Genomic DNA, 22547 nt, shown 5'->3' with positions numbered 1-22547 from the left:
CTATCAATTTGACAAAAATGACTTAACGGTAGAGAGCTGGGCAAAACGCATCATCCGGCTGGTAGGATTATTGGCGCGGCTGTGAATATCCGGCAGGTTTTTCCAGCCTTGCTTGCCATCAAACTCCCAGACATTGAGCTTTTCAATCGCTGGGCTGACCGCCACGGACCATACCAGCACCTCCTCTGCGTCGCATATCGCTTCTACATGATTTACATGGGCACATTTCAGGCGTCCCGCAATGGGCATCAACTGCAGATTTCGCGGGTCGTCATTCAACACATCACCGGTAAGTTTTAGCACGCTTCGGCGGAGCGTGATGAGCTGCGCTCGCGCTTCGTTAGGATCGTTCTGCTTACTGATCCATAGTGATTCATTGCTGGAAAAAGCATGGTTATCGGGCGCATGAGGGCTATGAAACCCGCGAGTCGCGCGCTGTAGTTCCATATCGAGGCCACATTCACCTTCTGTTGTTAACGCCACTCCGACCATGTTTCCGGCATAGGATATTGAAAATGATGGCAAGTTTTTATCGTAGAAAACCGGCTTTCCTTTAGCCTGGGTGACGATTTCCGGCAATTCGCTAATGCCGTACAGCAAGAACATCAGTTCTGCGAGTAAACCTCTGGACGCCAGGAAACGACTTTGACGATGAGGGGGAAGATTCAGGGCTTCTTGATGACACTGGGAGGGTAGACGAACAGATATCAGGTGTCCTTCCGTTAAAATCCCTCGGGCAAAATGAGTCGCCATTTTTCGCTCCATGCTTAATGGTCCATTATGAATACAGAGTAATCATTTACTGAAATTATGGACAGACTAAAGCGGCGAAAAGTTCGATTCAGACAAGCTTATTACATGTTTTTTACATTTTATCGCGAAATGTGGTCGCGTTTCATACGATTTAATTATGCCATCGAGGCGTAAAGATTTTTAATGGTTTCCCGTAACCAGACGATCTTCGGGTTATGGCTGTTCCGTTTGTGCCACAGCAGAGTAAACGGCACTTCCAGCTTTTTTTGCTGGATTTCGTCAAACGGGAGAGGGAGTGCAACCAGTGGAAGCTGGTGGAGCTGGTTGTAGTACTGACAGTAGCGCGGTGCGGTCGCCAGTAGCAGATTGTCAGGCTGCGCCGCCATAAACAGCGACTGCTCGAATTCTGGCAGACTCATGGCAATCGTGCGTTCGCGTCCTGATTCCTGCAACACATTGTCCAGCGCCCAGGTATCGCTCTGTTCCCAGCAAATGCTGATATGCGGATAACGTAAAAAAGTATCCAGATCCCATGCTTCACGCAGCGCCGGATGATCTTTGCGTAACCAGACGCACGGTAAGTCTGTAAATAATACTTCATAATCAATAGACAATGGCAGAAGACTAAGCTGTTCTCGCGAGCGTGGGTGGCTTTCTCGTCCGGTAAAACCGATATCCACTTCGCCACGAATAATTGCATCCAACGAGTCGTAATCCCAGTTGCGCAGTTTAATCGTCGCCTGTGGATAACGCTGGTAAATATGTTTCGACAGTGCATTAAACATAATCATCATCAGCGGCGATTCTGCTGCCAGCTCAAACTTCAGACCACGTGGCATTTGGTGGTGCGGTTTATCCAGCAGCAGATTGCTCATTTGCATCCACTCCGCCAGATTTTGCTCCATGCTGACCATCAGCGGCGTTGGCGTCAGGCCCAGCGGTGAGTTCACAAAGAGCAGGTCATCAAACCATATCCGAAGCTTTGCCAGAGACTTGCTCACCGCCGAAGGCGTCACGTTCATCCGTTTCGCCGCTTTGGTCACGCTGCGCTCCTGCATCAGCAGTTGCAGGCAGAGCAGCAAATTCAGATCAAGTGTGGTGATGGATTTCTTCATGAGCAGTAATGGGGCGTCCAGGCGCGACGAGCATAATCAGCAACAGACTCACTATGCTACAGGCAATCAGAATCCCGATCAGCATATTCCATGCACCTACGCCGACTACCGCCGCTAGCCAAATCCACAGTGATGAACCGCAAACCTGTGCAATGCCTAACGTCGAACTGGCCACGCCAGCGCGTAATGAAAACGGCCCTAAAGCCTGACTCATTGCCACGCCGAATCCCACCGAAAAGCCGGCGCAAATCAACGTGATGCCAAACAGCGAAACAGCATGGGAAGGCGAAATTGCAAGGATGATTCCCGCCGCCAGAAATAACACTTGCGAGGCGATCATCAATGTACGTGGCTTAAAAATCCCCAACGCAAATGGCGTGGAGAACGATACGGTCATGCTGACACCTGCGGTCAACGCCATAATGGTGGCGTATTCTCCGCGCGCAAAACCCATGATTTCCATCAGCAATACTGGCGAGGTATTCACGAAGGTAAGGATGACGGAGACGCTGAGGGTGGTGATAAGCACTCGGCTGAGGAAAAAGCGGTTAAGCAGCGACTCGGTATTTTCTCGTGGTTTACCCGAAGTGGTAGGTACCGCAGGGCGGGTTTCTTTTAAAATAAACAATGACAACATGAGTACCGCGACACCCATCAGCGCCATTACCCAGAACAGGCTTTGCCACGGGAACTTAAGCATAATCAGGTGGCCGAGCACTGGAGCTAACACCGGAATGATGCAGGTAATGCCGTTGAGTAATGACAGTACTTTTGCCCGACGTCGATCGTCCAACGTGTCGCGTAAAATCGCGAACGCCACCACGTAACAACAGCCCGCGCCCAGGCCCTGCAGAAAGCGTCCTGCAAGAAATAACGCGCTGGTTTCAGCCAGTGAACAGAGCACAGAGGCGATAATAAACAGCGCCGCGCCGGGGATGGCGACAGGTTTTCTCCCTGAACGATCGGCCACTTTACCGGCAAATAACATTGCTGCCGCCATCCCTGCAAGGTAAACGGAGAACGCAATATGCAACTGCGCCTCGCTGGCATTGAGATCGGCGGCGATGCGCGGTAAGCCGACCAGGTACATATCAATACCTGCGGGATAGAGTAAAACCAGGGCAAAACTACAAATTAAAAAGCGGGACATGAGATAAAGCGTCCTGACGGGAAGGTGACGCAAAGCATACGTGGTGAAGGAGAATCAGGCGAGTTGCCATTTGGACAAAAGAGATTTCCTGTCAGGCAACAAGCCAGAGAAATGGCTAGCTTCAGGTTGTTGACAACGTGCACTTTATTCATGCCGGATGCGGCGTAGACGCCTTATCCGGCCAACGAAAATACGCAAATTCAAAACATTACAGAGATCAGGTAGGCCTGATAAGCGTAGCGCATCAGGCAATTTTACGTTTGTCATCAGTCTTAAGCCAGCGAATGACCGCTGGCTTCTTTAAGGGTTTAGCCAAATTTAGGTAACACGTTAAAGACGTTACCGAACCAGCATAAAATTACGATTATACCAAAGAGAATGACAATCGCCGGAATAAGATTGCCGCCCCAGACCGTGAACATCTGATTGGGAAACTTCTTGCGAGCTTTGATTGCCAGCACTACGGGAATAATGACCGCCCAGATAGTGGCGCACAGCCCGGCACCGCCAATCCCGTAAATAAAGCCATTCGGGAAGACGAGATACAACAACGCGGGTGGCAGGAAGGTTAACAGCACGGTTTTGAAACGCCCGCCGTGGGAGTTATCAATCTTAAACAGATCCGCCAGATAATCGAACAATCCCAGCGTGACACCAAAGAACGAACTGGCAACAGCTAAGTTAGAGAACACCAGCAGGCAAAACTCGATAATGCCGTGCTGTTTGGTGCCGAGGAATGATTTCACCAGCGAATCAACGTTGCCGCCTGAGGAGATTATCGCCTTAAAGCTTTCGCGCGGAATATTCCCCATGGTGCAATAGAGCCAGAAGAGATAAATCACCAGCGCCAGCAGAGAACCGAAGACCACGCTTTTGATTAGCTTATCTTTGCGTTTGCCATAGCAAATAATCAGACTGGGAATATTGCCGTGGAAACCAAATGACGCCAGACACACCGGCAAAGCCATAAAGATATACGGGAAGTAAGACGTTCCCGCAGTGGAGCTGGTGGCATCGCGCAGAATGGAGTAATCGACCTGGAAGAAGAAAGAACCAAACACGATCACAAAGGAGATAATCTTCAGCCCGAGGAACAATGAGGTAATACGACTGGCGGCTAACGAGCTTATCCACAATACGCTGGCAACGAAAATGGCCGTACAGATCCCGACAATGCGTGGATTAGCGTGATAGCCCAAATTCATCGATATTGTTTCACTAATGATTGCGCCGTTAGCAGAGATATAGGCATAAGTGAGAATATAGAGAACGAAGGCAACGGTAATGCCGCTAATAATGTTCCAGGTGTTGCCAATTAAATCTTTAGTGATGGTGTTAAAACTGGAGCCGACGGGATAATTTAAGTTTGCTTCTAATAATAATAGCCCTGAGTGTAACATTGAAAACCAGGCGATAATAAGAATAAAAGCGCCCCAAAAAAACCAGGCACCGGCAAGGTCAACAGGTAAAGCAAACATCCCACCGCCAATTACTGTACCGGCTATAACCATAACCCCCCCAAAATGCAGAGTGCTTTTTTTCAGCTTGATCAGTCATGATGCCACCTTTAGAGGAAGGCTATTTTTGTTTTTGAGGATGTAGGGTAAGAGAGTGGCTAATATCCTTATAGCCACTCTGAATGTTTTAATTAAACTTCTTTCAGTTTTGCGGTGAAGTGACGCAATACTTTTGGTTCGTAGGTAAAGGTTAACCCTTTAATATTCGCCGCGTTCTCTCTCACATGTTTAAAGGCTTCAATAATGAAGTCCATATGTGTTTGAGTATATGTTGCTCGCGGAATGGTTAAACGCAGCAGTTCAGCCGGGCATGGCAGTTGTTTACCGGTTTTCGGATCGCGGCCTAACAGGAAAGAACCAATTTCTACCGCACGGATACCGGCGACTTTATACAGCTCGCACGCCAGCGCCTGTGCCGGGAATTGATCTGCCGGGATATGCGGCAACAGTTTACCGGCATCAACGAATGCCGCGTGACCGCCCGCCTGCTGGCAGACAACGCCAATCTCTTCCAGACCATCGACCAGATACTGCACCTGCGCAATACGATAAGCCAGCCAGTCCAGATTCATGCCGTCATACAGACCTACCGCCAGACGCTCCATCGCGCCGCCTTCCAGACCACCATATGTCGGGAAGCCTTCCTGTACCACGCAAAGGGTTCTGCACTCGGTGTACACATCAAAGAAGCTGTCGTCTTTCATGCACAGCAAGCCGCCCATCGGCACCATCGCATCTTTCTTGGCGGACATCGCCAGCATATCGTTTTAATGTTTAAAAAAAGGATTGAGGAATAACAGGAGTGCTAACAATGAAGCGAAGCCGCATCTGACAGTCAGAATGCGGCTTCGTAATCGCGGTTACTTACCGATACAGAAGCTGGAGAAAATCCGCCCCAGCAGGTCGTCAGACGTAAATTCCCCGGTGATTTCGCTTAAGTTCTGCTGTGCCAAGCGCAACTCTTCCGCCAGCAGCTCGCCCGCCCAGGCACCTAACAGTTGCGCTTTGCCCTGTTGCAAATGCTCCGCTGCCTGTTCCAGCGCCTGTAAGTGGCGACGACGCGCCAGGAAGCCGCCTTCCATATTGGTGTCAAAGCCCATGCTCTGTTTGAGATGGTTACGCAACACATCTACGCCTTCGCCAGTCCTTGCAGACAGACGAATCAACGCATGACCGTTCACTTCACTCATTCCCAGCGTTTCGCCGGTGATATCGGCTTTATTGCGCACCACGGTGATCGGCAGTTTCGCTGGCAGACGGGCGATAAATTCCGGCCAGATCTCTGCCGGATCAACGGCATCCGTGGTGGTGCCATCGACCATAAATAACACGCGGTCGGCTTGTTCAATTTCCTGCCACGCGCGCTCGATACCAATACGTTCCACTTCGTCGCTGGCTTCGCGTAATCCGGCGGTGTCGATGATATGCAGCGGCATCCCGTCAATGTGGATATGCTCACGCAGCACATCACGCGTGGTTCCGGCGATATCTGTCACGATTGCCGCTTCACGGCCCGCCAGCGCGTTTAACAGGCTAGATTTACCGGCGTTAGGACGCCCGGCAATCACTACTTTCATCCCTTCGCGCAACAAACTGCCCTGACGAGCTTCGGCGCGTACCGCGTCGAGATCGGCAATCACGTCATTGAGCTGGGCTTCAATTTTTCCGTCGGAGAGGAAATCGATCTCTTCATCGGGGAAATCAATCGCCGCTTCGACGTAAATGCGCAAGTGGGTGAGGGCTTCTACCAGATGATTAACCCGTGCGGAGAACGCGCCTTGCAGCGAATTAAGCGCCGAACGGGCCGCCTGTTCCGAGCTGGCATCGATCAGATCAGCAATCGCTTCGGCCTGGGCTAAATCGAGTTTATCGTTAAGAAACGCGCGTTCTGAAAACTCGCCAGGGCGGGCAATCCGCAGGCCTGGAATGGTCAGAATACGTTTTAACAGCAGGTCGAGGATCACCGGACCGCCATGACCTTGCAGTTCCAGCACATCTTCGCCGGTGAACGAGTTCGGGCCAGGGAACCATAGCGCAATCCCCTGATCGAGCACGCTGCCGTCTGCGTCTTTAAATGGCAAATAGTCGGCGTAGCGCGGCTTAGGCAGTTTACCCAGCACGGTTTCGGCAACTTCGCGTGCTTTGAGGCCGGAGATGCGCAGGATGCCAACGCCGCCACGTCCTGGAGGCGTGGCCTGGGCTACGATAGTGTCATTATCGCTCATGATGTTCCTGTTGCTTTGTTTGGCGGATGCGCTGTGCTTATCCGCCCTACGAAAAGAAAAAAGGCGGTCAACTGACCGCCCTTATTTTAGCGAAAACTCACCGAATCAGGATTTTTTCTTCTCGCGGCTATGCAGGCCACGTTTTTCCAGACCACGGTAAATCAACTGCTGCTGGATAATGGTTACCAGGTTGCTGACGATATAGTACAGCACCAGACCTGACGGGAACCACAGGAAGAACACGGTGAAGATGACCGGCATAAAGGTCATGATCTTCTGCTGCATCGGGTCGGTCACAGTGGTCGGCGACATCTTCTGAATGAAGAACATCGTTACGCCCATCAGGATCGGCAGGATGTAGTACGGGTCCTGTGCAGACAGGTCGTGGATCCACAGTGCGAACGGCGCCTGACGCAGTTCAACGGAACCCATCAGCATGTAGTACAACGCCAGGAAGATTGGCATCTGGATCAGCAGCGGGAAGCAGCCGCCCAGCGGGTTAACCTTCTCAGCTTTGTACAGCGCCATCATTTCCTGGCTGATACGCTGTTTGTCATCGCCCAGACGCTCACGCATAGCCTGAATCTTCGGCTGCAGCATCCGCATCTTCGCCATGGAGGTGTACTGCGCTTTGGTCAGCGGGTACATGATGCCACGAACGATAAAGGTGATGATGATAATGGAGAAGCCCCAGTTACCTACAAAGCTATGGATCCATTTCAGCAGTTTGAACAGCGGCTGAGAGATGAACCACAACCAACCGTAATCAACGGTCAGATCCAGGTGCGGAGCAACAGCTGCCATTTTGTCCTGGATTTCCGGGCCAACCCACAGGGTGCTGTTCATCGCGCCAGTCTGGCCAGGCTGAACCAGTACCGGCTGAGACTTGTAGCCGATAGCGGCGATGCCATTACCCAGATTAGCGGTGTAGAAGTTGTTGGTGCCGTCGTTATGTGGGATCCACGCAGTCGCGAAATACTGTTGCAGCATCGCCACCCAACCACCTTTTGAAGAGATGTTCAGGTTTTCGTTATCGGCAATGGTATCGAACTTGTATTTCTCGTACTTCTCGTCAGGCGTGGAGTACGCCGCGCCACGGAAGGTGTGCAGCGCAAAGTTGCTGCTTCCGGTGTCGAGATGCGGTGGCAGAGTGATGGATTGCTTCAACTGACCAAAGGTGGAGATCTCCAGCGGTTTCTCGCCAGCGTTCTGCACGTTGTAGTTGACGTTGACAGCGTAATCACCGCGTTTCAGGACAAACGTTTTGGTAAACGTGTTGCCTGCCGCGTCGGTATACGTCATCGGCACCTGCAGTTCGTTTTGGCCTTCAGCCAACACATAAGCGTCTTTTTCAACGTTATACAGCGGACGCGGGCCGTTAGCCGGGTTATCCGGGCCATCACGACCGGTCAGACCGCTCTGTGCCTGATAAATAAACTGCGGTGAAGTTTCCAGCAGCTGGAACGGCTGGGTAGAGTTCAGCTCTTTCGGGTAAGCCGGCAGCAGAGCCTGTTCAACATCACCACCACGGGTGTTGATGGTCAGATCAAGCACGTCGGTCTTAACAGAAATCAGTTTCCCCTGGCCACTGGCCGGTACGCCCTGGTCGGCGGCGCTACCCGCTGCGGTGGTCGTTGTCTGCGTGGTCTGTTGAGCTTGAGGTTGCGGATTTTTATCCTGCTCCCAGGCTTGCCAGATCATGAAAGACACGAACAGCAAAGCGATGACTAAAAGATTGCGTTGCGAATCCATCGTTAGTGTTCTCTGGTATCAAATGGTCCGGGCGGGACGGGATCGTCACCACCAGGGTGTAAAGGGTGGCATTTTAATACGCGTTTCACCGTCAACCAACTGCCTTTTATCACTCCAAACCTGCGCAATGCCTCAATTCCGTAGCTTGAACAGGTTGGAGTGAAACGACAATGCGGCCCGAGTAGCGGACTAATCAGGCGTTGATAGACCCGAATGAGGGCTATCAGGACCCGCGAGCCAGGCGACAGTGGCGGCGCCATAATTTTTCCAACGCTTCCGAGAGAGCACGGTTATCGAGGTCGGCAACCCCTTTTTTCGCCACCACCACGAAATCCATAGCCGGGAGTTCATGTTGGCGCAGACGGAAGCTTTCACGCGTCAGACGTTTAATCCGATTGCGTTCATGGGCGCGTCGAACGTTTTTCTTGGCGACTGTAAGACCGATACGGGGATGCCCCAGCGAATTCAGGCGGCCGAGAATGGTAATTTGCGGCGTGCCAGCCCGTTGTGGCTGCTGGAAGACGAATGTGAATTGACTGGGAGTTAACAAACGTAACTCCCTGGGAAATGCGAGCTTAACCACGCAGGGGTTAGCTATATTACTTAGAAACGGTCAGACGAGCGCGGCCTTTAGCACGACGACGTGCCAGAACCTGACGACCATTTTTAGTAGCCATACGAGCACGGAAGCCGTGAGAACGGTTGCGCTTCAGTACAGACGGTTGAAAAGTGCGTTTCATGGCGATTTCTACCTAAACTTGAATAAATTCAATGGCTTTATTGGATATCCGCCGAAAAATGAAACGATGGACACCGAAGCCATGGGTGATTAAAGAGGCCGGATTGTAATAATTGTACACTCCGGAGTCAATTCTCTTTCCTTATTTACCGCGCTTTTCCGCACCTTTTCGCTGGGAAAATGTACGGTCTCACACCAGTTAAAACCAGCATGGCGCGCCGGGGGGAGGATTATACGGGCTACCAGGTAAAGCGCAAGGATCGTCCAGGATCTTTATTAGATCGATTAAGCCTAATTTTGTCTAAGGTCATTAAATTTTCCAATATGCGGCGTAAATCGTGCCCGCCTCGCGGCAGGATCGTTTACACTTAGCGAGTTCTGGAAAGCCCTGTGGATAAATCGGGAAAATCTGTGAGAAACAGAAGATCTCTTGCGCAGTTTAGGCTATGATCCGCGGTCCCGATCGTTTTGCAGGATCTTGATCGGGCATATAACCGCAGACAGCGGTTCGTGCGTCACCCTCATGCAGGGTCTTTTCGACGTGCGTCAACAATCATGAATGTTTCAGCCTTAGTCATAATCGACTTTTGTTCGAGTGGAGTCCGCCGTGTCACTTTCGCTTTGGCAGCAGTGTCTTGCCCGATTGCAGGATGAGTTACCAGCCACAGAATTCAGTATGTGGATACGCCCATTGCAGGCGGAACTGAGCGATAACACGCTGGCCTTGTACGCGCCAAACCGTTTTGTCCTCGATTGGGTAAGGGACAAGTACCTTAATAATATCAATGGACTGCTAACCAGTTTCTGCGGAGCGGATGCCCCACAGTTGCGTTTTGAAGTGGGCACAAAGCCCGTGACACAAACGCTGAAAGTCCCTGCCAGCAATACAGTTGCACCCGCTCAGGCAGCGCAGGTGCAGCCACAACGTGCTGCGCCTGCGGCGCGCTCAGGCTGGGATAACGTTCCGGCTCCGGCAGAACCGACCTATCGTTCCAACGTCAACGTTAAACATACGTTTGATAACTTCGTCGAAGGTAAATCTAACCAACTGGCGCGCGCGGCGGCTCGCCAGGTGGCAGACAACCCGGGCGGCGCCTATAACCCGCTGTTCCTTTATGGCGGCACGGGGCTGGGTAAAACTCACCTGCTGCATGCGGTGGGTAACGGCATTATGGCGCGCAAGCCGAATGCCAAAGTGGTTTATATGCACTCCGAGCGCTTTGTTCAGGACATGGTAAAAGCCCTGCAAAACAATGCGATCGAAGAGTTTAAACGCTACTACCGTTCCGTTGATGCGCTGCTGATCGACGATATTCAGTTTTTCGCCAATAAAGAACGATCCCAGGAAGAGTTTTTCCATACCTTTAACGCCCTGCTGGAAGGTAATCAGCAGATCATCCTCACATCGGATCGCTATCCGAAAGAGATCAACGGCGTCGAGGATCGTTTGAAATCCCGCTTCGGCTGGGGACTGACTGTGGCGATCGAACCGCCAGAGTTGGAAACCCGCGTGGCGATCCTGATGAAAAAGGCAGACGAAAACGACATTCGTTTGCCGGGCGAAGTGGCGTTCTTTATCGCCAAGCGTCTACGATCTAACGTACGTGAGTTGGAAGGGGCGCTGAACCGCGTTATTGCTAACGCCAACTTTACCGGACGGGCGATCACCATCGACTTCGTGCGTGAGGCGCTGCGCGACTTGCTGGCATTGCAGGAAAAACTGGTCACCATCGACAATATTCAGAAGACGGTGGCGGAGTACTACAAGATCAAAGTCGCGGATCTCCTTTCTAAGCGTCGTTCTCGCTCGGTAGCGCGTCCACGCCAGATGGCGATGGCGCTGGCGAAAGAGCTGACTAACCACAGTCTGCCGGAGATTGGCGATGCGTTTGGTGGTCGTGATCATACAACGGTGCTTCATGCCTGCCGTAAGATCGAGCAGTTACGTGAAGAGAGCCACGATATCAAAGAAGATTTCTCTAATTTAATCAGAACATTGTCATCGTAAACCTATGAAATTTACCGTAGAACGTGAGCATTTATTAAAACCGCTACAACAGGTGAGCGGTCCGTTAGGTGGTCGTCCTACGCTACCGATTCTCGGTAATCTGCTGTTACAGGTTGCTGACGGTACGTTGTCGCTGACCGGTACTGATCTCGAGATGGAAATGGTGGCACGTGTTGCGCTGGTTCAGCCGCATGAACCAGGGGCGACGACCGTTCCGGCGCGCAAATTCTTTGATATCTGCCGTGGTCTGCCTGAAGGTGCTGAAATCGCCGTGCAACTGGAAGGTGAGCGGATGCTGGTACGCTCCGGGCGTAGCCGTTTTTCGCTTTCTACCCTGCCAGCGGCAGATTTCCCGAATCTCGATGACTGGCAGAGCGAAGTCGAATTTACCCTGCCGCAGGCGACGATGAAGCGTCTGATTGAAGCGACCCAGTTTTCTATGGCGCATCAGGATGTTCGCTATTACTTAAACGGTATGCTGTTCGAAACCGAAGGTGAAGAACTGCGTACCGTGGCAACCGACGGCCACCGCCTGGCGGTCTGCTCCATGCCAATTGGTCAGTCTTTGCCGAGCCATTCGGTGATCGTACCGCGTAAAGGCGTGATTGAACTAATGCGTATGCTCGACGGCGGCGATAATCCGCTGCGCGTGCAGATTGGTAGCAACAATATTCGCGCCCACGTAGGCGACTTTATCTTCACTTCCAAACTGGTTGATGGTCGCTTCCCAGATTACCGCCGCGTTCTGCCGAAGAACCCTGACAAACATCTGGAAGCAGGCTGTGATCTGCTCAAGCAGGCGTTTGCTCGTGCGGCAATTCTCTCTAACGAGAAATTCCGCGGCGTGCGTCTGTATGTCAGCGAAAACCAGCTGAAAATTACCGCCAACAACCCGGAACAGGAAGAAGCGGAAGAGATCCTCGACGTTACCTATAGCGGTGCGGAGATGGAAATCGGCTTCAACGTCAGCTATGTGCTGGATGTTCTCAACGCGCTGAAATGCGAAAACGTGCGCATGATGCTGACCGATTCGGTTTCCAGCGTGCAGATTGAAGATGCCGCATCACAGTCGGCTGCCTATGTTGTCATGCCAATGAGACTGTAATGTCCCTCACCCGCTTGTTGATCCGCGATTTCCGCAATATCGAAACCGCGGATCTCGCCTTATCTCCCGGCTTTAACTTTCTGGTAGGTGCCAACGGCAGTGGCAAAACCAGCGTGCTGGAAGCCATCTATACGCTCGGCCACGGTCGGGCGTTTCGCAGTTTGCAGATTGGCCGCGTCATTCGCCACGAGCAGGAAGCGTTTGTGCTCCACGGGCGTTTGCAGGGCGAAGAGCGCGAGACGGCGATTGGCTTAACCAAAGACAAACAGGGTGACAGCAAAGTCCGCATCGACGGTACTGACGGGCATAAAGTCGCGGAGCTGGCGCACCTGATGCCGATGCAACTGATAACGCCGGAGGGGTTTACTTTACTCAACGGCGGCCCCAAATACAGAAGAGCATTCCTCGACTGGGGATGCTTTCACAACGAACCCGGATTTTTCGCCGCCTGGAGCAATCTCAAGCGGTTGCTCAAGCAGCGCAATGCGGCGCTGCGTCAGGTGACACGTTACGAACAGCTACGTCCGTGGGATAAAGAACTGATCCCGCTGGCGGAGCAAATCAGCACCTGGCGCGCGGAGTATAGCGCCGGTATCGCGGCTGATATGGCCGATACCTGTAAGCAATTTCTCCCTGAGTTTTCTCTGACTTTCTCTTTCCAGCGAGGCTGGGAGAAAGAGACAGAGTACGCTGAGGTGCTGGAACGTAATTTTGAACGCGATCGCCAGCTAACCTACACCGCGCACGGCCCGCATAAAGCGGACTTACGCATTCGCGCCGACGGTGCGCCGGTGGAAGATACCTTATCGCGTGGGCAGCTCAAGCTGCTGATGTGCGCCTTACGTCTGGCGCAAGGAGAGTTCCTCACCCGTGAAAGCGGGCGGCGGTGTCTCTACCTGATAGATGATTTTGCCTCTGAGCTTGATGATGAGCGTCGCGGGCTGCTTGCCAGCCGCTTAAAAGCGACGCAATCACAGGTCTTTGTCAGCGCGATCAGTGCTGAACACGTTATAGACATGTCGGACGAAAATTCGAAGATGTTTACCGTGGAAAAGGGTAAAATAACGGATTAACCCAAGTATAAATGAGCGAGAAACGTTGATGTCGAATTCTTATGACTCCTCCAGTATCAAAGTCCTGAAAGGGCTGGATGCGGTGCGTAAGCGCCCGGGTATGTATATCGGCGACACGGATGACGGCACCGGTCTGCACCACATGGTATTCGAGGTGGTAGATAACGCTATCGACGAAGCGCTCGCGGGTCACTGTAAAGAAATTATCGTCACCATTCACGCCGATAACTCTGTCTCTGTACAGGACGACGGGCGCGGTATTCCGACCGGTATTCACCCGGAAGAGGGCGTATCGGCGGCGGAAGTGATCATGACCGTCCTGCACGCAGGCGGTAAATTTGACGATAACTCCTATAAAGTGTCCGGCGGTCTGCACGGCGTTGGTGTTTCGGTAGTAAACGCCCTGTCGCAAAAACTGGAGCTGGTTATCCAGCGCGAGGGTAAAATTCACCGTCAGATCTACGAACACGGTGTACCGCAGGCTCCGCTGGCGGTTACCGGCGAGACTGAAAAAACCGGCACCATGGTACGTTTCTGGCCTAGCCTCGAAACCTTCACCAATGTGACCGAGTTTGAATATGAAATTCTCGCGAAACGTCTGCGTGAGTTGTCGTTCCTTAACTCCGGCGTTTCCATTCGTCTGCGCGACAAGCGTGACGGCAAAGAAGACCACTTCCACTACGAAGGCGGTATCAAGGCGTTCGTTGAATATCTGAACAAGAACAAAACGCCGATCCACCCAAATATCTTCTACTTCTCCACCGAAAAAGACGGTATCGGCGTTGAAGTGGCATTGCAGTGGAACGATGGCTTCCAGGAAAACATCTACTGCTTTACCAACAACATTCCGCAGCGTGACGGTGGTACTCACCTGGCAGGCTTCCGTGCGGCGATGACCCGTACCCTGAACGCCTACATGGACAAAGAAGGCTACAGCAAAAAAGCCAAAGTCAGCGCCACCGGTGACGATGCGCGTGAAGGCCTGATTGCGGTCGTTTCCGTGAAAGTGCCGGACCCGAAATTCTCCTCCCAGACCAAAGACAAACTGGTTTCTTCTGAGGTGAAATCGGCGGTTGAACAGCAGATGAACGAACTGCTGGCAGAATACCTGCTGGAAAACCCAACCGACGCGAAAATCGTGGTCGGCAAAATTATCGATGCTGCCCGTGCGCGTGAAGCTGCGCGTCGCGCTCGTGAAATGACCCGCCGTAAAGGTGCGCTCGACTTAGCGGGCCTGCCGGGTAAGCTGGCGGACTGCCAGGAACGCGACCCGGCGCTCTCCGAACTGTACCTTGTGGAAGGGGACTCTGCGGGTGGCTCTGCGAAGCAGGGGCGTAACCGCAAGAACCAGGCGATTCTGCCGTTGAAAGGTAAAATCCTCAACGTCGAGAAAGCCCGTTTCGATAAGATGTTGGCTTCCCAGGAAGTGGCGACGCTTATCACCGCGCTTGGCTGCGGGATTGGTCGTGACGAGTACAACCCGGACAAACTGCGTTATCACAGCATTATCATCATGACCGATGCGGACGTCGACGGCTCGCACATTCGTACGCTGCTGTTGACCTTCTTCTATCGTCAGATGCCGGAAATCATCGAACGCGGTCACGTTTACATTGCCCAGCCACCTCTGTACAAAGTGAAAAAAGGTAAGCAGGAACAGTACATTAAAGACGACGAAGCGATGGATCAGTACCAAATCTCCATCGCACTGGATGGTGCGTCCTTGCATACCAACGCCAGTGCACCTGCTCTGGGTGGCGAAGCGTTAGAGAAGCTGGTGTCTGAGTACAATGCGGCGCAGAAAATGATCAACCGCATGGAACGTCGTTATCCGAAAGCGCTGCTGAAAGAACTTATCTATCAGCCGACGCTGGCGGAAGCCGACCTTTCCAACGAGCAGACCGTTACCCGTTGGGTGAACGCGCTGGTCAGCGAGCTGAATGACAAAGAACAGCACGGCAGCCAGTGGAAGTTTGATGTCCACGCTAATGCCGAGCAAAACCTGTTCGAGCCGATTGTTCGCGTGCGTACTCACGGCGTGGATACTGACTATCCGCTGGATCACGAGTTTATCACCGGCGGCGAATATCGTCGTATTTGTGCACTGGGTGAGAAACTGCGTGGTTTGCTGGAAGAAGATGCCTTTATCGAACGTGGCGAACGTCGTCAGCCGGTAGCCAGCTTCGAGCAGGCGCTGGACTGGCTGGTGAAAGAGTCCCGTCGCGGTCTCTCCATCCAGCGTTATAAAGGTCTTGGCGAGATGAACCCGGAACAGCTGTGGGAAACCACTATGGACCCGGAAAGCCGTCGTATGCTGCGCGTTACCGTTAAAGATGCGATTGCCGCTGACCAGCTGTTCACCACGCTGATGGGCGACGCCGTTGAACCGCGCCGTGCGTTTATTGAAGAGAACGCCCTGAAAGCGGCGAATATCGATATTTAATGGCGTAAACCATGCGAGCGTGCCTGATGCGCTACGCTTATCAGGCCTACGAGACTCCTGCAATGTATTGAATTTGCATGATTTTGTAGGCCGGATAAGGCGTTAACGCCGCATCCGGCAAGAAGCTATAAGAAAAGGGCGGAGATCATCTCCGCCCTTTTTATTCCTGCAATCCGCAATTATCATTCCACAGAACTATACTTTTTGAGTCAACACGTAACGCTTTACAGGTGATTATCATGGGGCTTTTTGATGAAGTTGTCGGTGCCTTTCTGAAAGGCGATGCGGGGAAATATCAGGCTATTTTAAGTTGGGTTGAGGAGCAGGGCGGCATTCAGGTGCTGTTGGAAAAACTGCAAAGTGGCGGCTTGGGTGCCATTCTCTCAACCTGGTTGAGTAATCAACAGGGCAATCAATCAGTTAGCGGCGAGCAACTGGAATCGGCACTCGGCACGAATGCGGTGTCCGATCTCGGGCAAAAACTTGGTGTGGATACCAGTACGGCTTCCAGCCTGCTGGCAGAACAATTGCCGAAGATTATTGATGCCCTCTCGCCACAGGGCGAAGTGTCACCACAAGCCAATAACGATCTGCTTTCCGCAGGCATGGAACTGCTGAAAGGGAAACTTTTCCGCTAAGCAAAAGGGGAGCATGCAACGCGCGTTGCATCCCCCTTTTCCCTCAGGTGTTGTACTGATTTTTGAGCGGAATCGCGTTAGCATGGGTCAGGAACCAATCTACCTGGGGAACTCATGGCTATCAAACTCATTGCTATCGATATGGATGGCACCCTTCTGCTGCCCGATCATACCATTTCACCCGCCGTTAAAAATGCGATTGCCGCAGCTCGCGCCCGTGGCGTGAATGTTGTGCTAACGACGGGCCGCCCTTATGCAGGCGTTCACAACTACCTGAAAGAGCTGCATATGGAACAGCCAGGCGACTACTGCATTACTTACAATGGCGCGCTGGTGCAGAAGGCCGCCGATGGCAGCACCGTGGCGCAAACCGCTCTCAGCTATGACGACTACCGTTTCCTGGAAAAACTCTCTCGCGAAGTCGGTTCCCATTTCCACGCACTGGACCGCACAACGCTGTACACCGCCAACCGCGATATCAGCTACTACACGGTGCATGAATCATTCGTTGCCACCATTCCGCTGGTGTTCTGCGAAGCGGAGAAAATGGACCCTAATATCCAGTTCCTGAAAGTGATGATGATTGATGAACCCGCCATCCTCGACCAGGCTATCGCGCGTATTCCGCAGGAAGTAAAAGAGAAATATACCGTGCTGAAAAGTGCTCCGTACTTCCTCGAAATCCTCGATAAACGCGTGAACAAGGGTACGGGCGTGAAATCGCTGGCCGACGTGTTGGGCATTAAACCGGAAGAAATTATGGCGATTGGCGATCAGGAAAACGACATCGCGATGATTGAATACGCAGGCGTCGGTGTGGCAATGGATAATGCTATTCCTTCGGTGAAGGAAGTGGCGAACTTTGTCACTAAATCCAACCTTGAAGATGGCGTGGCGTTTGCTATTGAAAAGTATGTGCTGAATTAATCAGTGGGCGGGCAAACTGCATAAACGCGTTTGCCCGCTTACTGATTATTGGTTTACTGCGTATACAACCAGAAATTGCAGCGGTGCAGTGATAATATCTAGCGTAACGGTCACTGGCAGTAATGCTGCGGTAACGCCATCCGGAATACCACTGGGTGAATGGTATTCATAAAATCGCACTTTAAATGGGTGGTAGAAAGCCATTACGTTTGAGTAATCCATGTTTTTATTTTTCTCATGGATAGTACCCTCCAGGTTTTCTACTGTCCGGGTACAGTGCTGAACACCACAGGCAAAACGATATTGTGTCACTCGTGCTTTTTCTTCTTCTGTGCTCCAGTTGTAATAGAGTGATATTGTGCCGGTAAATTTCTTTTTTCCCGCATTTAAAACAAATCTTGCGTCGTCAGCGACCTGAATATTATGTCTGTTAAGAGCTGGATCCTTGAGCATCTTAACGATGTCATCGGCACCATCAGTGATAAGGTAATCCAGCGATTCCCCTACAAAAACATAGCCTTTTGTTCCATTACTATCTTTTGCCTGCGATAGCCCCGTGATGGTGTCTGACTGCGATTGATACTTTCCTGAAGTACCCTTTGCGGTATGGGAAACCAGGGCATACGAGATACAGCCTGAAAGCATCAGTGCTAGTGGGAATAAACTGGCAGCCTTAAAAAATCCCTTAAAATTCAACTTCATGATTAATCCTTTAAACGAGTAGCTAAGCTATTGAAAGCATACTCTTCTTTCCCTCCTGTTTAGCACCTGATCTCCCTTTTCAGATTTCTGCCCGATATAAGACCTTTTCTTATGAGGTGTTTTTTTGTGGACTAATATCTGTTGCAAGGCTATGGGTTCGCCCCGGCACTGGTTTATATCTCCGCCGTCGCGTTTATTGGCGGGCTCTCTTACATCCTACTGGTGGGCGATGTGAAGCGCGTTGGCTAATCCTTCAACTGTGGAATATGCGCCACACCACTGCGCATAATCCACTTTCTCAAGGCCGGTGCAGTTAAGCATCGGCTTTTTACTATCTTGCCGAAGAGTTTTAAACGTAGTTTGCGGGTGGCGCGCCAGTAGGCTGCGTTGCACTTCTCTGGCTGCTTCAGTAACACCGAACGCAGAATGTCTGCGCTATCCAGCGCATAGCTAATTCCCTCCAGCGAGCTGGCGCTGATAAATCCCGCCGCTTCACCAATGAGAAAAGCATTGTCCTTACCGCAGACAAAATCCTGCCAGCGTGAGGGAAACAACACGGTGCATTTTTCGCTTTTCACCGCTTTGCCAAACTGGAACTGAAAGGCGCTCATTTTCTCTTTCAGTGCCGCAAAGCGCGCCTGGCCGTCTTTCATCGGATAGGCACCACCAAAGATAAAATAACCGTCTTTGCTGATACTCCATGAATAACAGTTAGTTATCGCATTATCAAAGATGCAGGAGTAGAACGGTACCGGATGTTTCTCTGCGAACCACTGCTGGATAGCGACATATTTACGAATCTGATGATCCGGGTAGAGATATCGCCGCACCATCGAGTTGGCACCATCGGCACCGACCAGATATCGGGCAGTAATATGCTGCTCCCAGCCGTCTGCGCGAAAAATGACATGCCATTTATCATCCTCACGCCAGATTTTCCGACACAGGCTGTCGTGGTAAACGTCAACGCTGGTGGGGATCAGCGACTTCATCCACAAGTCGAAGGCATGACGATTGATATTGATATAGCTTCGCTGGTAGTTACGCGTGAGCGACGCGGCGACGTCGACGGTTTTGACGCTGAAAATCTGCGGGTTGGCGATCACATCGACAGGAAGCGTCAGTCCATCGCGAATAAAAGATCGCTGCGCATCCGGTGCCAGCAGACCGCCGCAAGGCTTGCTGAAACCTTCTGTTCCGCACTGGTGCTTTTTATCCAGCGCGATCACCTGCATTTTGCCTGCCAACTTTCGCGCCAACGCCGACCCTGCCGGGCCGAGGCCAATAATCGCCACGTCGAAATGTTCCATCTTTTCACTCACATTCATCACGATGGCAAAAGACTATTGTCTGAAAGTGAAGTCCTTGTGAAGTATGATGGCGGGAACCGTTTTGTATCAGGACCGCGCCATGAAACAGATAACCTTTGCTCCCCGTAATCACCTGCTCACCAATACCAATACCTGGACGCCCGACAGCCAGTGGCTGGTATTTGACGTGCGTCCTTCTGGCGCGTCGTTTACCGGCGAGACCATTGAGCGTGTGAATATCCATACCGGCGAGGTCGAGGTTATCTATCGCGCGTCACAGGGCGCACACGTCGGCGTGGTGACCGTTCATCCAAAGTCAGAGAAATATGTCTTTATCCACGGACCTGAAAATCCTGATGAAACATGGCATTACGATTTCCATCACCGTCGCGGCGTGATTGTTGAAGGCGGCAAGATGAACAATCTCGATGCAATGGATATTACCGTTCCGTACACATCAGGGGCGCTGCGTGGCGGCAGCCATGTGCATGTCTTTAGCCCGAACGGTGAAATGGTGAGTTTTACCTATAACGACCATGTAATGCATGAACGCGATCCTGCGCTGGATTTGCGAAACGTCGGGGTGGCGGCGCCGTTTGGTCCGGTCAATGTGCAAAAGCAGCATCCGCGTGAATACAGCGGTAGCCACTGGTGCGTTCTGGTGAGCAAAACCACACCAATACCGCGGCCGGGCAGTGATGAAATCAATCGTGCTTATGAAGAAGGATGGGTAGGAAACCACGCACTGGCGTTTATTGGCGATACGCTTTCGCAAAAGGGCGAGAAAGTGCCGGAGCTGTTTATTGTCGAGTTGCCGAAAGATGAAGCTGGCTGGAAAGCAGCTGGTGATGCGCCGTTAAGCGGAACGGAATCAACTCTGCCCGCACCGCCGTGTGGCGTTGTGCAGCGACGTTTAACCTTTACGCACCATCGTTCTTACCCGGGCTTAGTCAACGTCCCACGCCATTGGGTGCGGTGTAACCCTCAAGGAACGCAAATCGCGTTTTTGATGCGTGATGATAACGGCATTGTGCAACTGTGGCTTATCTCGCCACAGGGCGGCGAACCGCGCCAGTTAACCAATAACAAAACAGATATTCAGTCGGCGTTTAACTGGCATCCGTCAGGAGAATGGTTGGGCTTTGTGCTGGATAATCGGATTGCTTGCGTACACGCGCAAAGCGGAAAGGTTGAATATCTAACCGAAAATCACGCCAGTTCACCTTCGGCGGACGCGGTGGTCTTCTCGCCGGATGGTCAATGGCTGGCGTGGATGGAAGCCGGCCAGCTGTGGATCACCAAAACTGGCCGCTAAATCAGTTCACGGGCATTCGGGCGGGGGGAATAACGGCATTGGTGGCTTGCGTGTCTGCTTCGCTTTTTTCAACGCGAGAGCGCAACGAGCTGTCTTTACGGAACACATCCCACGGCAGGAGTAACGTATCCATAACTGCGGTAAATGGCATGTCGAGAACTGCCAGCGATTTAGTGCCCCAGTTGGTGTCACTGTCACCAATCATGGTGGCACTGGCGCGGGTGCCGGGATACGTTCCCTCTTTCCCCCCGGTATGGGACATTACACTGGAGCATCCTCCGAGTAATGTCATTCCGCTGCATATCATGAGCGCTAACAACACATTTCTTATCATAATAAATTCATCTGTTGATCGTTGGTGTTGGCATGATGTGTTATAGCGATCCCTTGCTGAAAATAACATCATCATCATGTCGCACTGTGGCGGCTATCGCACTTTAACGTTTCGTGCTGTCCCCCCAGTCTATGCAATAGACCACAAACTGCAAAAAAAAGTCCGTCGAAAAGACTTGAAAAGTGCACATCCAGACCCATTTTTATACCGTAGCCAATGAGAACGCGCCTGATGGGTGTTCTGGCTATCCGACCTGTCCATTGTGGAAGGTCTTACATTCTCGCTGATTTCAGGAGCTATTAATTATGCGTAACTTTGATTTATCCCCGCTTTACCGTTCTGCTATTGGATTTGATCGTTTGTTTAACCACTTAGAAAACAACCAGAGCCAGAGTAATGGCGGCTACCCTCCGTACAATGTTGAACTGGTAGACGAAAACCATTACCGCATTGCTATCGCGGTGGCTGGCTTTGCCGAAAGTGAACTGGAAATTACCGCCCAGGACAATCTGCTGGTGGTGAAAGGTGCTCACGCCGACGAACAAAAAGAGCGCACCTATCTGTACCAGGGCATCGCTGAACGCAACTTTGAACGTAAATTCCAGTTAGCCGAGAACATTCATGTTCGTGGCGCTAACCTGGTGAACGGTCTGCTGTATATCGATCTCGAACGCGTGATTCCGGAAGCGAAAAAACCGCGCCGTATCGAAATCAACTAATTCTCTAAGGCCGCAGTGCGCGGCCTGACATTTGATGCTCGCCGTCAGGGAGCATATGCGAATCTTCGGATTTGCAGGTACTTACTCGCTTCTTAGAAGGAGAAATGACTATGCGTAACTTCGATTTATCCCCACTGATGCGTCAATGGATCGGTTTTGACAAACTGGCCAACGCTCTGCAAAACGCCGGTGAAAGCCAGAGCTTCCCGCCGTACAACATTGAGAAAAGCGACGATAACCACTACCGCATTACCCTTGCGCTGGCAGGTTTTCGTCAGGAAGATTTAGATATTCAACTGGAAGGTACGCGCCTGAGCGTAAAAGGCACGCCTGAGCAGCCAAAAGAAGAGAAAAAATGGCTGCATCAGGGGCTTATGAATCAGCCGTTTAGCCTGAGCTTTACGCTGGCTGAAAATATGGAAGTCTCTGGCGCAACCTTCGTTAATGGTTTACTGCATATTGATTTAATTCGTAATGAGCCTGAACCCATCGCAGCGCAGCGTATCGCTATCAGCGAACGTCCCGCGTTAAATAGCTAATTAGCTATTCTCTTTGCCCCGCCAGTTTGGTGGGGCTTTTTTTTACCTGCAATCTTCAACAATGTTTTAATTTTCGCCAGGTTAAGATATTCCGGCACTTTCTTTACCGTGATAATGTGCGCTGTAAGGCAAATCTGCTTCACCGATTCAGCCATAATCCGTAGCAATTAAAATGTTATTTCA

21 protein-coding genes, 4 pseudogenes and 1 other annotated feature are annotated in these 22547 nt (G+C 51.7%); of the genes and pseudogenes, 10 read left to right on the top strand and 15 right to left on the bottom strand.

Going from position 1 to position 22547, the window contains the following annotated elements; translation table 11 throughout:
* Nucleotides 1-3: 3 nt before the first annotated feature.
* The 11 genes and pseudogenes from D9742_RS01570 to D9742_RS01520 all read right to left on the bottom strand — a co-directional run bounded on the left by D9742_RS01570 (nt 4) and on the right by D9742_RS01520 (nt 9562).
* Nucleotides 4-753 carry a 4'-phosphopantetheinyl transferase superfamily protein gene (locus tag D9742_RS01570; RefSeq protein ID WP_130235769.1) on the bottom strand — a complete coding sequence of 250 codons (750 nt, stop codon included), beginning with the start codon at nt 751-753 and terminating at the stop codon, nt 4-6.
* 155 nt (nt 754-908) lie between these two features.
* On the bottom strand, nt 909-1868 hold the full coding sequence (gene yidZ / locus D9742_RS01565) for an HTH-type transcriptional regulator YidZ (RefSeq protein WP_130235768.1): 960 nt from the start codon (nt 1866-1868) through the stop codon (nt 909-911).
* On the bottom strand, nt 1843-3018 hold the full coding sequence (gene mdtL / locus D9742_RS01560; protein ID WP_130235767.1) for a multidrug efflux MFS transporter MdtL: 1176 nt from the start codon (nt 3016-3018) through the stop codon (nt 1843-1845). Before mdtL ends, yidZ begins: the two co-directional genes overlap by 26 nt.
* 308 nt (nt 3019-3326) lie before the next feature.
* Nucleotides 3327-4575: pseudogene (tnaB, locus tag D9742_RS01555) on the bottom strand (low affinity tryptophan permease TnaB).
* Nucleotides 4576-4666: 91 nt separating this feature from the next.
* Nucleotides 4667-5299: pseudogene (locus tag D9742_RS01550) on the bottom strand (tryptophanase); the annotation flags it as partial.
* Nucleotides 5300-5395: 96 nt separating this feature from the next.
* Complete coding sequence (mnmE, locus tag D9742_RS01545) at nt 5396-6760, bottom strand: tRNA uridine-5-carboxymethylaminomethyl(34) synthesis GTPase MnmE (protein ID WP_001282361.1); 1365 nt, start codon at nt 6758-6760, stop codon at nt 5396-5398.
* A 105-nt stretch (nt 6761-6865) separates the two neighbouring features.
* Nucleotides 6866-8512, bottom strand: a complete 1647-nt coding sequence (yidC, locus tag D9742_RS01540) for a membrane protein insertase YidC (protein WP_000378258.1) — start codon at nt 8510-8512, stop codon at nt 6866-6868.
* A 2-nt stretch (nt 8513-8514) separates the two neighbouring features.
* Nucleotides 8515-8772, bottom strand: a complete 258-nt coding sequence (gene yidD, locus D9742_RS01535) for a membrane protein insertion efficiency factor YidD (RefSeq protein ID WP_001307474.1) — start codon at nt 8770-8772, stop codon at nt 8515-8517.
* Nucleotides 8736-9095, bottom strand: coding sequence for a ribonuclease P protein component (gene rnpA, locus D9742_RS01530; RefSeq protein ID WP_000239730.1), 360 nt, complete (start codon nt 9093-9095; stop codon nt 8736-8738). Before rnpA ends, yidD begins: the two co-directional genes overlap by 37 nt.
* A 16-nt stretch (nt 9096-9111) precedes the next feature.
* Nucleotides 9112-9252 carry a 50S ribosomal protein L34 gene (gene rpmH, locus D9742_RS01525; protein WP_000831330.1) on the bottom strand — a complete coding sequence of 47 codons (141 nt, stop codon included), beginning with the start codon at nt 9250-9252 and terminating at the stop codon, nt 9112-9114.
* Nucleotides 9253-9490: 238 nt separating this feature from the next.
* Nucleotides 9491-9562: a hypothetical protein gene (locus D9742_RS01520; RefSeq protein ID WP_130235790.1), complete on the bottom strand. Its 72-nt coding sequence runs from the start codon at nt 9560-9562 to the stop codon at nt 9491-9493.
* Between the two features lie 296 nt (nt 9563-9858).
* On the opposite strand from D9742_RS01520, the gene dnaA reads away from it, so the two are divergent.
* Genes dnaA through gyrB form a run of 4 tightly spaced genes read left to right on the top strand, consistent with a single transcriptional unit; the run spans nt 9859 to nt 15880 of the window.
* A complete protein-coding gene (gene dnaA / locus D9742_RS01515; RefSeq protein WP_000059098.1) occupies nt 9859-11259 on the top strand; it encodes a chromosomal replication initiator protein DnaA in 1401 nt (466 codons plus the stop codon).
* A gap of 4 nt (nt 11260-11263) precedes the next feature.
* Nucleotides 11264-12364 carry a DNA polymerase III subunit beta gene (gene dnaN, locus D9742_RS01510; RefSeq protein ID WP_000673464.1) on the top strand — a complete coding sequence of 367 codons (1101 nt, stop codon included), beginning with the start codon at nt 11264-11266 and terminating at the stop codon, nt 12362-12364.
* Entirely contained in the window at nt 12364-13437 is a 1074-nt protein-coding gene (recF, locus tag D9742_RS01505) for a DNA replication/repair protein RecF (RefSeq protein WP_130235765.1), read from the top strand. The genes dnaN and recF overlap by 1 nt, the downstream gene beginning before the upstream one ends.
* A 28-nt stretch (nt 13438-13465) precedes the next feature.
* The gene (gyrB, locus tag D9742_RS01500) at nt 13466-15880 is read left to right on the top strand and encodes a DNA topoisomerase (ATP-hydrolyzing) subunit B (RefSeq protein WP_130235764.1); all 2415 of its coding nucleotides are present in this window, start codon (nt 13466-13468) and stop codon (nt 15878-15880) included.
* Nucleotides 15881-15903: 23 nt separating this feature from the next.
* On the opposite strand, the pseudogene D9742_RS23650 reads toward gyrB, so the two are convergent.
* A pseudogene (locus D9742_RS23650) lies at nt 15904-16002 on the bottom strand (hypothetical protein); the annotation flags it as partial.
* Between the two features lie 117 nt (nt 16003-16119).
* Between D9742_RS23650 and D9742_RS01495 the strand changes: the two are divergent.
* Nucleotides 16120-16518: a YidB family protein gene (locus D9742_RS01495; RefSeq protein WP_000522208.1), complete on the top strand. Its 399-nt coding sequence runs from the start codon at nt 16120-16122 to the stop codon at nt 16516-16518.
* Between the two features lie 114 nt (nt 16519-16632).
* Complete coding sequence (gene yidA, locus D9742_RS01490; protein ID WP_130235763.1) at nt 16633-17445, top strand: sugar-phosphatase; 813 nt, start codon at nt 16633-16635, stop codon at nt 17443-17445.
* 45 nt (nt 17446-17490) lie between these two features.
* Here the strand turns inward: yidA and D9742_RS01485 are convergent, their stop codons facing one another.
* The gene (locus D9742_RS01485) at nt 17491-18147 is read right to left on the bottom strand and encodes a hypothetical protein (protein WP_130235762.1); all 657 of its coding nucleotides are present in this window, start codon (nt 18145-18147) and stop codon (nt 17491-17493) included.
* A gap of 135 nt (nt 18148-18282) precedes the next feature.
* On the opposite strand from D9742_RS01485, the pseudogene D9742_RS23305 reads away from it, so the two are divergent.
* Nucleotides 18283-18396: pseudogene (locus D9742_RS23305) on the top strand (hypothetical protein); the annotation flags it as partial.
* Here the strand turns inward: D9742_RS23305 and cbrA are convergent.
* Nucleotides 18393-19457, bottom strand: coding sequence for a colicin M resistance lipid reductase CbrA (gene cbrA, locus D9742_RS01480; protein WP_130235761.1), 1065 nt, complete (start codon nt 19455-19457; stop codon nt 18393-18395). The pseudogene D9742_RS23305 and the gene cbrA overlap by 4 nt on opposite strands.
* Nucleotides 19458-19557: 100 nt before the next feature.
* Here cbrA and D9742_RS01475 point away from each other — a divergent pair, with 100 nt between their 5' ends.
* Nucleotides 19558-20772, top strand: coding sequence for a DUF3748 domain-containing protein (locus tag D9742_RS01475; protein WP_205712863.1), 1215 nt, complete (start codon nt 19558-19560; stop codon nt 20770-20772).
* A 1-nt stretch (nt 20773) separates the two neighbouring features.
* Here D9742_RS01475 and D9742_RS01470 read toward each other — a convergent pair whose 3' ends face one another.
* Nucleotides 20774-21106 (bottom strand): YceK/YidQ family lipoprotein, encoded by a 333-nt coding sequence (locus D9742_RS01470; RefSeq protein WP_130235760.1) that lies wholly within the window; start codon nt 21104-21106, stop codon nt 20774-20776.
* A gap of 239 nt (nt 21107-21345) precedes the next feature.
* Nucleotides 21346-21418 (top strand) — a sequence feature (ROSE (Repression Of Heat Shock gene Expression) occurs in the 5'-region of heat shock genes and acts as an RNA thermometer to modulate expression.).
* On the opposite strand from D9742_RS01470, the gene ibpA reads away from it, so the two are divergent.
* Nucleotides 21412-21825, top strand: a complete 414-nt coding sequence (gene ibpA, locus D9742_RS01465) for a small heat shock chaperone IbpA (RefSeq protein ID WP_001243437.1) — start codon at nt 21412-21414, stop codon at nt 21823-21825. It overlaps the preceding feature by 7 nt.
* Nucleotides 21826-21935: 110 nt before the next feature.
* Nucleotides 21936-22364, top strand: a complete 429-nt coding sequence (gene ibpB, locus D9742_RS01460; protein ID WP_001243426.1) for a small heat shock chaperone IbpB — start codon at nt 21936-21938, stop codon at nt 22362-22364.
* The last annotated feature ends 183 nt before the right edge of the window (nt 22365-22547 follow it).

The sequence above is a fragment of the Escherichia sp. E1V33 genome (assembly GCF_004211955.1).
Taxonomy (GTDB): Bacteria; Pseudomonadota; Gammaproteobacteria; order Enterobacterales; family Enterobacteriaceae; genus Escherichia.
This window is presented reverse-complemented; position numbering and strand designations above follow the sequence as displayed.

Excerpts from the sequence above, each read along its gene's own strand:
- mdtL (WP_130235767.1), bottom strand. The coding sequence starts at position 3,018 with ATGTCCCGCTTTTTAATTTGTAGTTTTGCCCTGGTTTTACTCTATCCC.
- D9742_RS01470 (WP_130235760.1), bottom strand. The coding sequence starts at position 21,106 with ATGATAAGAAATGTGTTGTTAGCGCTCATGATATGCAGCGGAATGACA.
- rpmH (WP_000831330.1), bottom strand. The coding sequence starts at position 9,252 with ATGAAACGCACTTTTCAACCGTCTGTACTGAAGCGCAACCGTTCTCAC.
- D9742_RS01475 (WP_205712863.1), top strand. The coding sequence starts at position 19,558 with ATGAAACAGATAACCTTTGCTCCCCGTAATCACCTGCTCACCAATACC.
- ibpB (WP_001243426.1), top strand. The coding sequence starts at position 21,936 with ATGCGTAACTTCGATTTATCCCCACTGATGCGTCAATGGATCGGTTTT.
- D9742_RS01570 (WP_130235769.1), bottom strand. The coding sequence starts at position 753 with ATGGCGACTCATTTTGCCCGAGGGATTTTAACGGAAGGACACCTGATA.
- D9742_RS01485 (WP_130235762.1), bottom strand. The coding sequence starts at position 18,147 with ATGAAGTTGAATTTTAAGGGATTTTTTAAGGCTGCCAGTTTATTCCCA.
- gyrB (WP_130235764.1), top strand. The coding sequence starts at position 13,466 with ATGTCGAATTCTTATGACTCCTCCAGTATCAAAGTCCTGAAAGGGCTG.
- D9742_RS01495 (WP_000522208.1), top strand. The coding sequence starts at position 16,120 with ATGGGGCTTTTTGATGAAGTTGTCGGTGCCTTTCTGAAAGGCGATGCG.
- yidD (WP_001307474.1), bottom strand. The coding sequence starts at position 8,772 with ATGGCGCCGCCACTGTCGCCTGGCTCGCGGGTCCTGATAGCCCTCATT.
- yidZ (WP_130235768.1), bottom strand. The coding sequence starts at position 1,868 with ATGAAGAAATCCATCACCACACTTGATCTGAATTTGCTGCTCTGCCTG.
- recF (WP_130235765.1), top strand. The coding sequence starts at position 12,364 with ATGTCCCTCACCCGCTTGTTGATCCGCGATTTCCGCAATATCGAAACC.
- cbrA (WP_130235761.1), bottom strand. The coding sequence starts at position 19,457 with ATGGAACATTTCGACGTGGCGATTATTGGCCTCGGCCCGGCAGGGTCG.
- mnmE (WP_001282361.1), bottom strand. The coding sequence starts at position 6,760 with ATGAGCGATAATGACACTATCGTAGCCCAGGCCACGCCTCCAGGACGT.
- ibpA (WP_001243437.1), top strand. The coding sequence starts at position 21,412 with ATGCGTAACTTTGATTTATCCCCGCTTTACCGTTCTGCTATTGGATTT.
- dnaN (WP_000673464.1), top strand. The coding sequence starts at position 11,264 with ATGAAATTTACCGTAGAACGTGAGCATTTATTAAAACCGCTACAACAG.
- yidA (WP_130235763.1), top strand. The coding sequence starts at position 16,633 with ATGGCTATCAAACTCATTGCTATCGATATGGATGGCACCCTTCTGCTG.
- yidC (WP_000378258.1), bottom strand. The coding sequence starts at position 8,512 with ATGGATTCGCAACGCAATCTTTTAGTCATCGCTTTGCTGTTCGTGTCT.